The following is a 13,496-nucleotide window of genomic DNA, read 5'->3' as shown; positions in this document are numbered from 1 at the left end:
CTGGTCAGGTGCCCCGCGCCGGTTCCTGGGCGCCGCTCGACCAGCGGGTCTCGGCGATGGCGGTGGCGAGCCGCGCCAGCTCCGGATACTGCCGCGCGTACGACGCCACGTGCTCGGCCAGCTCGTACTGGGACTGCCACCGGACCTTCCCGGCCCGCACCAGCGCCCGGTCCAGCGCGAGCGGGTCGCCGCGCAGGTGACGCCGGACGTCCACCAGGACACCGGTGAGCGACTGTTCCTGCTCGTCGGTGCCGGGCAGCGCCGTCACCATCGCCGGCAGCGCGGCGACCGTCTCGTCGTCCATGCCCGGCACCAGGCCGATGAGCGCCTTCTCGCGCGCCTCCGGCCGGGTCTCCGCCAGGTACGCCATCCCCGCCTCGTCGGCGGCCAGGTGACGCAGCGCAGGGTCGCGGCTCAGCTCCGCCACCGCCGCCGTCACGGCCGGCCCGGTGTCGCCCGGAACGGTGTCCTCGGGGGCGGGGTCAGCCGGCACGGCGCCGGCGGTCGACCCGGTGTCGGCGGGCCCGGTGTACTCGGCAGCGGCGACAATCGGCCGGGCGGATGCCGGGGCGGCGTAGGCCCGGTCGGGGCCGGCCTGCTCGGCGAGCGCCGCCTCGGGGACTGCTGGATCCACACGGGTCACGGGGGGTTCCACCGGGACCGCGCCTGCGGACCCGGCAGTCGTGGCGCCCGGTGCCGCCGCGGATGATCCGGCATCGTCGCCCGCTCCCGCCCGGCGGCGCGCGCGCAGGCCCAGCAGGACGGCGGCGAGCGCCGCCAGCCCCGCGAGCGCCAGCAACGCCGCCCGGCGGCCGATCCCAGCCGTGGAGCCGGACGCCTGCTCGGCCGCCTGCGCCCGGGGCGCCTCCTCGGGCAGCACGGCGGTGACGGAGGCGGTCAGGTCGATCTCCGGCGCGACGCCGCCGGTGGTCTTCGCCGTCCTCAGCACCCGGTTGCGGACCTGCGCCGGGTCGAGGTCCGGGTACGCCGACCGGATCAGCGCCGCCTGCCCCGCCACGTACGCGACTGCGTGGTGCGTGCCGGAGCCGGTCACCGGCCGGGTGCCGGTGATGCCGAGGCTCGTCACGTCGACGGCCGGCGCGACCACGTCCACGCCCCCGGACCGGTAGCTGCCGGTGGTACCCCCGTCCGGCCCGATCCCGCCCACGCGCAGCACCGCCTCGTGCAGCGGCACGTCCGGATCCGCCGGCTCCTGCTCGCCGGCGGCGCCGACCACGACCACCACGCCCGCGTCGACCGCCTCGTTGACGGCGGTCACCACCTCGGCCTGCCCGAGGTCCACCTGCGGCCCGAGCGCGATGACGGAGGCGCCGGAGCCGACCGCCGCCCGGATGCCCGCCGCGCTGGCCGCGGCCGAGGCGCCGGCAGTCCTGCCCGCCACCCGGACCGGCATGACCGCCGCGTCGGGCGCGACGCCGGCCACCGCCGACCCCTTCACCGGCTGCGCCACGATCAGCCCGGCCATCGCCGTACCGGTGCCCAGACAGTCGGTGTCACCGCGGGCGCCGCCGGTCGCCCGGTCGACGCCCGTCGTCACCCGGCCGGCGAGCGGGGCCAGGCCGCCGGCGACACCGGAGTCGACGACTGCCACGAGCTGGTCCCGGCCCCGGCTGTGCGCCCACGCCCGGTCGGCGGCGACGCGCGGACCGGCCCACGATGACGTGGCGCGCGACGTCGCGACGGTGCGGCACCCCTTCGGCGGGCGGGCGACCGCGTCACCGTCGGCGGTGCGCTGCCTTTCGTCCGGCGTGGACGTGCCCGGCGCCGACTTAGGGGCCGGCGGGACGCCCTGGCGGACCTCGCTGCCGTACGCGTCCCACGGCAGCACGAGCACCCACCCGGCCCGGAGCCGAACACCGTCGGTGAGGGTGCCGCCGTCCGGCTGGATCCGCCCGCTGTTGAGCGCGAACAGTTCCGCCGCCCGCGCGCCGTCCCCGAGGAACCGCTCCGCGATCTCGGTGAGGTTCTCCGGCTCGCCCTGGTGGGCCGCCTCGACGGTGTAGAACTTGACCGGCTCACCGCCGGGGCGGGCCGCCGACGCCGGGAGGGGCGTCAGCGCGAGCACCGCCGACGCGACGACGGCGGCGAGCGCGGCCCGGGCGGCTGCCCGTACGGACCGGGTCACCCGCGACCACCTCGGGTGCCGGTCACGGGAGTGGCCCCGGACGCTGCGTGGTGCCGCGGACGCCGGGCGCCCGAACCATCCGTCATCGATCCACTCTTGAACCCGGTCGAGAAGACTGTCCATACCAGACGGGCAGGCTAGCATCGCGGGTCCCGATGCACGGCGGTGGTGCACCAGCCGGGTGCTCCGGTCGAGTAGGCGCTCATTCGCGGAGGGCCTACAGCCCTCCGCGAATGAGCGGGACCTACCGCTCCGGTGTCACCGTCCTACGCTGCCCGTCGCCCCCGTGCTCTCCGCATCGGCCAGCAGCCGCCCGATCACGGTCTTCCGCCGGTTTACGACACCGGCGAAGTTCACCAGGATCCCCAGGTACTCGACCGTTCTCGACGCCCACATCTCCACCCGGCAACCCCCGCCCGGGTGTGGTTCGATGTCGATCGACATCGTGATACCACCCCGCATCCCACGTCGCCGCATATTGATCATTCCCGGACCGCTCGTGCCGGTCCACAGCACGCTGCGGGGGCCGCCGAACGCCTCTCGTACGACCTCGACCGCCTGGGCGGGATCGCACGTCGTGTCGACGACCGTGGTAGCGACGGCCTTCCGCGTCTCGATGAACTGCCACACGAAGAAGCCGATCAGTGCGGCCACGATGCCGAAGCAGACTAGACCTTCCACGGTTTTCATTTCCTCCTTGCGATCGGATGACGTCGTCGCCGACTACGGATTCAGCCGCGCTGTGCGCGGATCTGCTGGAGCCGTTGCTGCTCGTAACCGGTGAGCAGGAAGACCGGAAGCCCTCGGGAGGCCTTGAAGGCGATGCCCGCGTCGATCAGCGGCAACGCCGCGGGAATCGTCAGCGCGTCCCCGCTGAACATCTCCCAGACGAGCCGGGCCGCACCGAAGGTCGCGAAACCGCCCTCGTCGTCGGCGACGAGATCGCCCAGGGCGGCCAGGAAGCCCTCCCGGTCGCTGGTCGCGTACTCGTACAGCGATCCGAAGCGGTCCCACATGCCGCTGTCGTCGATGCCGCTGCCGTGCACGTCGAACGAGTACCGGCCGAAGAGATCGAGCCACCGCACCATGTCGTCCGGAAACGGCGAGCTGGGCGGTCGTCGGAAGAATGCCATGCCCGGTGCTGACGGACAGCTGTCCGTCAGCAGACCGATGAGGACCGGCAGTCGGTGCCGGCGACGCGAAGAGGACGGTTGCCGCGTTGGTTCGACGCCCGCCACGTACCTCCTACGGATACCTGGCGCCACCCGAGGCGGAGGTACGAGGTTGGGAGTGCCGCAACGACGGCTGCGGGACCGGTGACACACCGGCGCCCCGGTCGTGGCCGCACCCGTGTCCGTTGTGCGGAAGGGCGACCGACCCCACCTTCGAGGAGCCGTGGGCGCACGAAGCCAGGGGACATCGGATCAGGCACGACCTGAACGGCTCGGACGACACCCAACGGTGGACGGCCGAGGTCGAGCGGCATGTCTGGGCGTACAAGGACGCGCACCTACGAGGTGACCCGGCCGCCGCCCGCCGGGCGTGGCTGGCGCACCGTCAGGCCCGGCCGCCGCGCTGGCAGAGCACCGAGGGCTTCAACCGCACGTTGTGGAGTCTGCACGAGCTGGTCCTGGTCGCCAGCGTGTTCGACGACCTCGACCTCGCGATACATGACCTGCTGAGCCTTCATCCGTTCATCGACACCCGGAACGTGGACGAGGACAACAGCACGCGGACGGCGGCTCGCGGCTACGTATCCATGTGCCTGACGGTGTTGAAGCGCGAATCCTCGCTCGGCCACCCGCAGGAGAACGCACTGCTCACCGCGCTACGCGACGTCGCGGACCGCATCTCCGGCGTCCTGATGAACGACCATCACCGCGACCTTCGGCGCATCGCCGAGATGCGGGCACTGCACGACACTCGTGCCGCTCTCGAACGGAACAGGTCATCGGCCTCCGCACTCGTGGAGGGCATGCCGCCCGTCCTGGCACCGCGTGTCTTCCGCTCGAGGCACGCGACAACGGGAGACACGGCGCACCTCGCCGCCGAAGCCCTGACCGACGAGAACCACGTCCTCGCTGTCGCCGAAGCAGCCATTGCCACGGCGGAGACCCACGGCGACACCGCGCCGCTCGATCAGTTGATCGACCGGCTCGACCTCGCCGGTTCCAGCACCGGTCTCGTACGTCTGCTGCGGGGCCGACGCAACGTACTGACCGGGGACCTCGATGCGGCAGTCGCGGAACTGACGATCGGCGCGCAGGCCGAGGACAGGCTCTCCCGGGCATTGCGGCCACAGATCCTCGCCACGCTCGGACTGGTCGTGGCGGGCTGCCGTCCGCATCGACTCGACGAGGGCATCGGATGGTGCCGGTCAGGCCGCGCCGCCGGCTTGCGTCCGTGGCGCCGTACCACTGCCGCAGACACCGCTCTGGCCAGACTGCTGCTGCGGCGGGCCCTGTCGTCCGCGGCTCCGTCCGCCGACGGCGACATACGCGAAGCGGTGCGCCTGATCAATGGCCGGCGCCGCCCCTGGCACCACCCTGACGCCGACGATCGCCAACTGCTCCAAGAGGCGTTGTCCGCCCTGGACGCGCTGGCCGACACTACGAAGGACGAGCACCGGCACCGGGCGTGGCGCGAGTCCATGCATGTCTCCGGGACCATTGCGGCGCGGGCCCGCCTGGCGGTGGCATGGGCGGAGTGGGCTGTCGGCACCGGTGATCCCGAGTACGCCGCCGAGGCGTACCAGCACCTGGTGGATCTGGCCTCCCAGGACGCTGTCACGCGGTACGGCGCACGCGCGAAGCAACGGGTCCTCGCCGCCGCGCAGGAGTACGCCGAGGAGGCCGGATACTGGCTGGCCCGCACCGGACGCTACCGGGAGGCGGTGCTCGCGCTGGAGACCGGCCGGGCGGTGGGACTGACCGAGGTGATCGGCCGGGACGACGCGGCGGTGCTCCAGCGCCTCCGAGCGGCCGGCCGGGCGGAGCTCGCGGAGGAGTACACGCATGCCGTCGAGGACTTCGACGATCGCACGCGTCTCTCGTCCCCCGATCTACGGCAGTCGTGGTCGCACCTCCGTGACGTCGCCGGGCGCGTCGCGGCGGTGACCGGAGCAGACCCGCTCGCCCTTTTCGCCGACTACGACACCATCGCCGCCGAGACCGACGACGGCGCCTTGGTCTACCTCGGCGCCGCGAAGGCCGGCGGGTACGCGCTCGTGGTCGCCGCACGGCACGACCCGCAGTACGTCGACCTCCCCAAACTGGACCGCGCCACGGTCGCCGAACTGGTCCGCAACGTGGCCGCCGGGGACGGGACGGCATTCGGGCGCACCGTCGCTCTGCGGACGAGCCCACTCCTGCCCGGGCTCCGCGACATCGAACCGCTCGAAGCCAGAAGCGTCGACCGGACGGCCGGGGCGCTTCGCACGCTCTGGGAGGCAGGGCTGAGGGACGTCGTCCTGTGGAGCGCGAGGGGAGAGGTGGTCACGCTGGTGCCCGTCGGCCTCCTCAGCCTCCTGCCGCTGCATGCCGCCGGCGTGCCCGGCATCACTGGTGACGAGGACACCGAGTGGCGTCACGTCGGACAGTTCTCCGCGATCCGGTACGCGCCGAACGTCCGGAGCTTACGACGATGCCGCAGCACGGTCCGACAACTCGCCGGCCCGGAGCAGACACTGCTCGCCATCGACGTGCCCGACGGGCACGGCACGAGCGCAGGCGAACACCTTCGGTATGTGGGCCGGGAGACCGCCGAGATCACCCGCAATTGGAACGGCAGACCGACATGGCCACGGCACGGCTGCACGTGGGCGGAGTTCCACGCCGCAGCTGACGAACACACCGTGTGGCACATCGCCTGCCACGGCAGCGTCGACAGTGATTCGATCATGGACAGCAGGCTGTACTTCGCGGACCGGCAGGTCACGCTCCAGGAGCTACGCCGGACCTTGAAGCCGAGCCGCCGCCGTCTGGCGGTCCTGTCCGCCTGCCAGACCAACCGCAGTGGATCAGCCCTGCCCAACGAGGCGGTCGGGCTGCCGTCCGCCTTGATCCAGATCGGGTTCGCCGGGGTGATCGCGACCGCGTGGTCTGTCGACGATCTCGCCACCACATATCTGATGATCATGTTCTATCGCCTGTGGCGCCAGGAGGGTTGCGAGCCCGCGGTCGCGCTCAACCGTGCCCAGCTGTGGCTCCGTACCGCCACGCGGACCGATCTGGCCGCCGTGCTGCCCGATGCCGACCCGGCCGGCGAGGCCGGCGACCGCCCCTACGTCGATCCCAGGTACTGGGCCGCGTTCGCCTACACGGGAGCGTGACCGCGATCCCTCGCACCCGGCGGCGGCATCACCGGCCGAGTTGCGCGGCCATCCGGCGGCGCATCGGTGGCACCGCGCCGGCGAGGCGCATCATCGTGCGGAAGGCGGCCCGGCCGAGGCGGCTGTCCGACCCGGCCTGGCGGGCGTTGCGCAGCGACTGCCGTACCGCGGCGAACCCGTAGTCGAGCATCCGCCGCTCGTAGTCCCGCAGCGCCGACAGCAGCGCGGAGCCACCGGCGGCGACCTCGGTGAGGCGGTGACACAGCAGTTCGGCGTCACGCAGCGCGGTGTTGGCGCCGATGCCGGCCATCGGCGTCATGTTGTGGATGGCGTCGCCGAGCAGCGTCACCGACGTGGTCGGCCAGGCGTCGACCGGCGTGGCGCTGCGGAGCCGCAGGGCGTTCACGGTCAGCGGATCGGAGCCGTCGATCAGGTCCCGCAGGGCCTGCGCCCAGCCGTCGATGCGGGCCAGCACCAGTCGCCGCAGGTCCGCCCCGGTCAGCGACTCGACGTCCGCCGGGAAGGCGGCCGCCACGTCGGAGTAGCCCCAAAGGACGAACGGCGCGGCGTTGTCCAGCAGGAACTCCGCCGGCGCGTCCCGATCCGGTACGACGACCCGCCGGTCCGGATGCCACACGGCGGTGAACAGCGACCCCCGGTCCCGTGGGATCACCAGGTTCGTGTCGTGCGTCAGCGCGCGGGGCAGCGTCGCGCCGTCGAGCCGCCGCTTGCCGGCGATCGCCACGACGCCCGTGTCGATCCGGCGGGCGTGCGGCAGCAACTGCCGGCGTACCCGGGAGTTGGCGCCGTCGGCGCCGATCAGCACGTCGGCGGTGGCGCTGCCGCTGTCGGTGAAGTGCGCGGTGACCCGGCCGTCGGCCGTCGTCTCGTAGTGCGTGAACTCCCGGCCCAGGTGGATCACGTCGTCCAGACCGGACAGCAGCACCTCACGCAGGCTGATCCGGCTGACGCCGTAGTGCCGTTCACCGGGGTCGCCGCTGGGCGCGATCTCGTCGGCGGTGAGGCGGACGAGGTCGGTGAGCTGTTCGGTGGTGAACGCGAAGCCGCCCCCGTCCACCGAGACGGTGTCCAGGAACGCCTGCCAGTTCGCGGCCGGGAGGCAGGCGCGCAGTGCGCGGGCGCCGTCGGGGTTGATGTGGATGCGGTAGCCCTGCAACCAGTCGGTGCGGGCCCGGGTGCGTTCGTGGACGGTCACCGCGACGCCCGCCCGGCGCAGGCCCTGCGCGAGGCACAGGCCGCCGACGCCGCCCCCGATGATCATGACGGTCAGGTTCTCCATGACCCGATGGTCATTCGCGCGAGTCAGTATGTCAACCATCTGATTGAATAAATCAGGCAGACAGGTGACACTGATAGGATCTTCGGCATGTCACGGCGGTCTCCCAGCGGCGATCAGCGCAGACGCGACGCCGAACGAACGCGCGAGCGCATCCTGGACGCGGCGCTCGTCGAGTTCGGCGAATACGGCTTCGCGGGCGCCCGCACCGGCGCGATCGCCGCTCGCGCGGGCGTCAACCAGCAGCTCATCTCCTACTACTTCGCCGGCAAGGAGGGCCTCTACCAGGCCCTCCACCAGCGCTGGCGCAGCACCAGCGGCGCCGCCCGGCCCGACCAGCCGCTGGCCGACGTGGTCGCCGGTTTCGTCCGGCTGGGCGCGACGCAGCGGTCCTGGGCGCGGCTGCTCGTCTGGGAAGGACTGGCCGACGCCGGCACCACCGACGCCGACGACGACGAGAGCGACAGTCAGGCGTACTTCACGGCGATGGTCGACGACGTACGCCGCCGGCAGCGCGAGGGCGAGCTGTCCGCCGACCTGGACCCGGCGTACGTGGTGCTGACGTTCTTCGCGGCGGCGATGGCGCCGACGGTGCTGCCACAGGTCGTCCGCCGGCTGACCGGTCTGGACGCCGGCTCACCCGAGTTCCTCGACGCGTACGCCGCCCAGCTCGGCCGGGTCCTCGGTCACCTCGGCGGGGACACTCCCCCGCCGGACTGACCGGGCGTGCCGCGCGGCACGCCCGGCCGGGCGCGTCACGGACAGGGGCCGTCCGCGCAGACGTCGATCACCTTCCCGGTGAGCAGGAACACTGCCTTCTGCCGCTGGGCCCCGGGCTGGGCGCGCGGGAACTCGTGCGAGTCCTCGCCGTACTCCGGTCCGGCGGGCGCGAGGTTGGTCGGCGGCGGCGCGTACGCGGCACCGCTGTTCCACACCACCATCGCCGAGCCGGCGTACGGGTACCTGCGGATCGGCGCGATGCCCCAGAACGGCCGCACGTCCGGTGACCAGCCGTCGGCGAGCGCCGGGGTGTGCAGCCGGGCGCCGATGGTGCGCGCCTGGACCTCCGCCGCGACGGTCGAGACCTGCTGGTCGGCGAAGGCCACGTGCATCAGCACCCGGTGCGCCGGGGTACGCGGCAGCGGCCGGTCGGTCATGTGCTGGGCGTACCCGTTGGCCTCGGACCGGTCCCACAGCATCTGCAGCAGGCCGAAGACGATCTGCTGGTCGATGCGGTCCGGGTAGTAGCCGTCCAGGACGGTCTGGAACGGGGCGAAGTCGACGCTGCGTTGCAGCAGCGTGGAGTAGTTCATCGCGGGCACGCCGAGCACGGAGCGAGTCCAGTCCTGGGCGATGGCGGTGAGCGCGCCGCCGTTGATGCCGCCCTGGCTGTTGCCGTCGTAGTGCAGCCCGCCGGCCACGTCGATCAGCGGCCGACCGGCGGCGTCGCGGAACGCCGGGTGGGCGGCGAACCCGTTGCGGTGGATCATCGTCCGGCCCAGGAACAGGAAGTTCAGGAAGCTCTGCTGGAGCCGGTCGGCCACCGCGGGGAAGGCACTGAGGTCGGTGAAGGCACCCGCCACGTACGGGACGTCGGCGGCGGCCATCCCGATCCAGCTCGTCGCGCAGAAGGTGAAGTCGTACGTCTGCGACATGGTCTTGACGTTGCCGGCGTTGATCTCGGTCGGCCGGCCCAACAGACCGTGGCCGTAGAGCGAGAGGTGCGCCGGTCTCGTGGCGGACGCGCTGCGCGGAATGTTGCAGACGAAGTCGGCCGCCACCGTCGTGCCGGACGGTGTGGGCAGGGCGCTCGGCGTCGGCGGGGTGCCGTCGCCGCCGGGCGGCCCGTAGTGCAGCCGGGAGCCCGGCCCGCCGTCGCCGGTCAGGTAGGACGGTACGGCGACGGTGCCGGTGACCTGCCGGGCGATCAGCGGGTCCTGCTCGGGCGTGTAGTCGGTGACCTGGGTGACGGTGAACGATGGCGCGCGGCGGCCGAGCGCGGCGAACGCGCCGTCCCGGACCGCCAGCATCCGCCCGGTCAGCCCCTGCCGGCTGGCGACGGTGAAGTCCCAGGCCAGGTAGAGGCTGTGCCGCTTGACGCCGGCCCGGGTCAGGTCGGCGAGGATCCGCTTCATCTGGAGCGCGCGGGGGTCACGCCGGTCCAGGCCGGCACCGGTGACGTACGCGCGGAACGCCTTCGGCGCCGGGATGAGCGCGCCGTCGCCGTCGCGCATGCCGCGCAGGCCGACGACGTACCTCGTGCCCTCGGTCAGCGCGACCGCCGGCCGGATGATCAGCGCCTGCCGGTCCGGGTTGCCGGCGGCGTGCGCGTCCAGTTCGGCCCAGTACGGCGTACGCCGCCCGGTGCGGGCGTCGAGCAGCACGATCGGCGCGTCCGGCGCGAGCGAGCGCGCGACGTCGGTGACCGGCGCGATCCGGGTCCGCGCGGCGTCGAGGCCGGGTACGCGCGCCAGGATCGGCGAGCCGGGGCTGAACCCGTCCTGCCGGTTCCACTCCGCCGGGGCGATCGGCACACCGAGCACGTTGGCGGGCATCGCGGAGGCCGCGAACCGGACCCGCTTGCCGGTCGGCGTGCTGCGGTCCGGCACGGTGAAGTAGTCGTTGGGGAACGGCAGCAGGCAGGCCGCCGGGTCGATCGGGTCGCAGGACCGGTTCCCGGCCGGGGCGGGAGGCGCGGACGGCGCCGCGGCGGCCCCGGAGCCGAACAGCACGGCCGACGCGGTCACCAGCGCGGACACGGCGAGACGGAGCCGTCGGGGTGTGCGCACGCGCGTCTCCTTCGACATCGGACGGTGGTGTTCTTCCTACGCTCGTGAACGGATCTCGGCAAGGCCCCGCACATCGACACTGCCGGATCAACGACGAAGAATCCGCAGGTCAGGCACATAGTCCTACGGTGAGTCGCGAAGCGCTCACGTCCAGTGGAGAACGTCATGACCACTCCCGCCCCCACCCCACCACCTCAGCTCCAGGTCGCCCTCGGCACCCCCGGGGACCCCGGCTCGGTGCACGCCGTCACCGACACCGGCACGGCGTTGCTCGTCGCCCATTACCCCGCGTCCGGCGCCGGCCGGCTGCACGTCCTCGACCCCCGTACCCTCGCCCCGGTCCGCCCGTCCCTGCCGGTCGGCCATGAGCCCCGCGCGGTGGCCTGGCACCCCGGACGCGGGCAGGCGTACGTGATGAACCGGGGGGTGCAGAGCTACAGCGTCTCGCGGTGCGACCTGGCCACCGGGACGGTCACCGACATCCCGATCGGCTTCGGGCTGATCGCGATCGCCGTGGACCCGGTCGCCGACCTGCTGTACGTCGCCGACTGGGCGCACAAACGCCTGCAGGTCATCGAGCTGGCGGACACCACCCGGCGGCGCTTCGTGTCGCTGCCGTCGGCGCCGAACCGCCTCGCGGTGGCCCCGGACGGCACCGTCTACGCGGCGCTGTACGTCAAAGGCCTCGTGCCCGCCGACGACGCGCTCGCCGTGCTGCGCCCGGACGGCACGCTCACCGTGGCGCCGGTCGAGCCCGCCCACCTCCAGCCGGGAGAGCTGGCAGTCGCGCACGACGGGATGATCTACCTCGGTTCGCTCGGCGGCGGCACCGTGCATCCGCTGGTCGGCGTGCACGACCCGGACACCGGCCGGCGGCTCGGCGCGGTGGGGAGCGCGGCCGGCGTCCGCGACCTGGCGGCCGTGCCGGGACTGTCCCGGGCGTGGCTGGCGACAGACAAGGGCGTCCAGCTCGTCGACACCACCAACCCGTACGCGCCGCGCACGCTCGATCCGGTCACCACCGGCCACGGCCCGTCCGCGGTGGCGGTCACCGCCGACGGCACGGCGTACGTGGGTGACGTGGCGGACGGCACCGTGTCGCTGATCCGTCCGGACGTGGCGGACCTGCCCCTGGACGCCGTCGCCACGCTGCTCACCGAGGCGGGCTTCGCCCCCGCCGCCGGGCTGGGCACGGCGATCCGGGCGTACCAGACGTTCCACGAGCTGCCGGTGACCGGGCGGCCCGACGCGGTCACCGCCGCCCACCTGACCGCGCCCGGCTGCGGCACCCCGGACCGGCCGGCGGCAGCGAGTTTCGTCCTGGAGGGACACCACTTCCGGCACACGAACCTGACGTACCACCTCGGTGACATGACGATGCCGTACGCCCGCGACGAGTTCACCGACGCGCTGAAGCACGAGCTGATCCAGGTGTCGTTCGACGTGTGGCGCGAGGTGCTGGGCGAGAACTGGTACGGGCCGTTCGAGTTCACCCGCGTCTTCGACCCGGCGCAGGCGGACATCGTCTTCTCCGTCGGCGACGACCCGGTGTTCCACGACACCGGCTGGTTCCGGACCGTCTACGCGGTGACCAAGTGGGGGGCCGCTCCGGGCTGGCCGGACACGGGCGGCCAACTTCCGGTCATCTTCAACCGGAAGATCAACTGGGACGCGCACGGGTACTTCGACGTCGACCTGCACGGGCCCGACTTCCGGCACGTCGCCACGCACGAGATCGGCCACGCGTTCGGGCTCAACCACGGCAAGAGCGGCAACGTGATGCACCGCAACGCGAGCTGGTACCGGGTGCCCAAGTCCGACGACCGCAACGGCCTGTTCGCCATGTACGGGCGGCTGCCGTTCACCGACGGCGTCGGCATCCGGGTGCTGCCCGGCGTGGATCATGTCGCGTACTCCGACTGCGAGCGGCACCTCGTGGTGCACTACCCGTCGGGCGACGGGTGGACGTGGACGCGGCTCACCGCGGACGTGGGCGCGCCCCGGATGGCCCGCGGCAGCGCCCCGTCGCCGTTCTTCGCCCACGACGACGTGCCGTCGTACGTCTACGCCGGGGACGGCGGCCACGTCCACCAGATCTGGTACGACCAGGGCCAGTGGTGGTGGGGTGACCTGACGCAGGACAGCGGCGGCCCGCCCGCCGTGCGGTACGGCCCGCACGCCTACCGCAACGGCGACACCCAGCGGGTCGTCTACAGCGCCACGGACGGCCGGACGATCCGGCTGTCCCAGGCGCCCGGCCAGGGCTGGGTCTGGCAGGACGTGTCGGTGGAGGGCGCGGTCGCGGCCGACGGCACGCCCTACGGGTACGTCGACGGCGTCACCGGCCTCGACGTGATCATCTACCGGGACGCCGAGGAGCACCTGCGGATGCTGTGGGAGGGCCCCGAGGGCTGGGGGCAGATCTCGCTGACCTGGGCCACCCAGGCGGAGAACCCGCTACCGCTGACCATGATGCCGGTCTGGGGCGAACACCGCGCCGGCGAGCGGCACCGGGTCTTCGGCCTCGACCACCGGCAGGACATCCGGATGTACGCCGTCGGCGACGACGGCGCCTGGCACACCCGCTCGCTGACCGCGGAACTCGGCCTGCCCGAGTGCAGCGCGTCGGCGGTGCAGCGGCTGCCCGGCGTGGACGGCGCGCCCGACGGCTGGCTGCTGGTCTTCGCCGACTTCGACGGCGGCCTGTGGGAGCTGACCGGGGACGGTGACGCGTGGCAGGCCGAGCGGGTGCAGATCGACGGGATGCCGCCGGTGGGGCGCAGCGTGCTGTCGGTGTGGCTGGGCGGCGACCGGCTCCAGATCACCTACACGGCCGCGAACGGCAACATCCAGTTGCTGTCTCGTTCGCTCGGCGACCACGACTGGCAGCGCACCAACCTGACCCGGGTGTCCGACGTGGTGTGAGCGGTTCCC

General features: G+C 72.8%; 8 protein-coding genes. 3 read left to right on the top strand and 5 right to left on the bottom strand.

Annotated elements, in window-relative coordinates; all coding sequences use genetic code 11:
• Window positions 1-4: 4 nt before the first annotated feature.
• From IRY44_RS25565 to IRY44_RS25555, 3 genes are all read right to left on the bottom strand, one after another.
• Window positions 5-2,146 carry a S8 family serine peptidase gene (locus IRY44_RS25565; protein WP_194802775.1) on the bottom strand — a complete coding sequence of 714 codons (2,142 nt, stop codon included), beginning with the start codon at window positions 2,144-2,146 and terminating at the stop codon, window positions 5-7.
• Window positions 2,147-2,404: 258 nt separating this feature from the next.
• A complete protein-coding gene (locus IRY44_RS25560) occupies window positions 2,405-2,836 on the bottom strand; it encodes a hypothetical protein (RefSeq protein WP_194802774.1) in 432 nt (143 codons plus the stop codon).
• 41 nt (window positions 2,837-2,877) lie between these two features.
• Window positions 2,878-3,279 carry a hypothetical protein gene (locus IRY44_RS25555; protein ID WP_194802773.1) on the bottom strand — a complete coding sequence of 134 codons (402 nt, stop codon included), beginning with the start codon at window positions 3,277-3,279 and terminating at the stop codon, window positions 2,878-2,880.
• Window positions 3,280-3,788: 509 nt separating this feature from the next.
• On the opposite strand from IRY44_RS25555, the gene IRY44_RS31390 reads away from it, so the two are divergent.
• Entirely contained in the window at window positions 3,789-6,476 is a 2,688-nt protein-coding gene (locus IRY44_RS31390) for a CHAT domain-containing protein (RefSeq protein ID WP_194802772.1), read from the top strand.
• Between the two features lie 28 nt (window positions 6,477-6,504).
• Here IRY44_RS31390 and IRY44_RS25545 read toward each other — a convergent pair whose 3' ends face one another.
• Window positions 6,505-7,776: an NAD(P)/FAD-dependent oxidoreductase gene (locus IRY44_RS25545; protein ID WP_194802771.1), complete on the bottom strand. Its 1,272-nt coding sequence runs from the start codon at window positions 7,774-7,776 to the stop codon at window positions 6,505-6,507.
• 87 nt (window positions 7,777-7,863) lie between these two features.
• On the opposite strand from IRY44_RS25545, the gene IRY44_RS25540 reads away from it, so the two are divergent.
• On the top strand, window positions 7,864-8,493 hold the full coding sequence (locus IRY44_RS25540) for a TetR/AcrR family transcriptional regulator (protein WP_194802770.1): 630 nt from the start codon (window positions 7,864-7,866) through the stop codon (window positions 8,491-8,493).
• Between the two features lie 35 nt (window positions 8,494-8,528).
• On the opposite strand, the gene IRY44_RS25535 is transcribed toward IRY44_RS25540, so the two are convergent.
• Window positions 8,529-10,562 (bottom strand): hypothetical protein, encoded by a 2,034-nt coding sequence (locus tag IRY44_RS25535; protein WP_194802769.1) that lies wholly within the window; start codon window positions 10,560-10,562, stop codon window positions 8,529-8,531.
• 165 nt (window positions 10,563-10,727) lie between these two features.
• On the opposite strand from IRY44_RS25535, the gene IRY44_RS25530 reads away from it, so the two are divergent.
• Window positions 10,728-13,487, top strand: coding sequence for a matrixin family metalloprotease (locus IRY44_RS25530; protein WP_194802768.1), 2,760 nt, complete (start codon window positions 10,728-10,730; stop codon window positions 13,485-13,487).
• Window positions 13,488-13,496: the final 9 nt, after the last annotated feature.

Source organism: Micromonospora sp. ANENR4 (assembly GCF_015354395.1).
In the GTDB taxonomy this organism is placed as follows: Bacteria; Actinomycetota; Actinomycetes; order Mycobacteriales; family Micromonosporaceae; genus Micromonospora; species Micromonospora aurantiaca.
Note: the sequence above shows the minus strand (reverse complement) of the source record. Positions and strands in the feature narration are given on the sequence as shown.

Bases quoted from the DNA above. Each gene is read 5' to 3' on its own strand.
- IRY44_RS25560 (WP_194802774.1), bottom strand. From the start codon at position 2,836: ATGAAAACCGTGGAAGGTCTAGTCTGCTTCGGCATCGTGGCCGCACTG.
- IRY44_RS25555 (WP_194802773.1), bottom strand. From the start codon at position 3,279: ATGGCATTCTTCCGACGACCGCCCAGCTCGCCGTTTCCGGACGACATG.
- IRY44_RS25545 (WP_194802771.1), bottom strand. From the start codon at position 7,776: ATGGAGAACCTGACCGTCATGATCATCGGGGGCGGCGTCGGCGGCCTG.
- IRY44_RS25540 (WP_194802770.1), top strand. From the start codon at position 7,864: ATGTCACGGCGGTCTCCCAGCGGCGATCAGCGCAGACGCGACGCCGAA.
- IRY44_RS25530 (WP_194802768.1), top strand. From the start codon at position 10,728: ATGACCACTCCCGCCCCCACCCCACCACCTCAGCTCCAGGTCGCCCTC.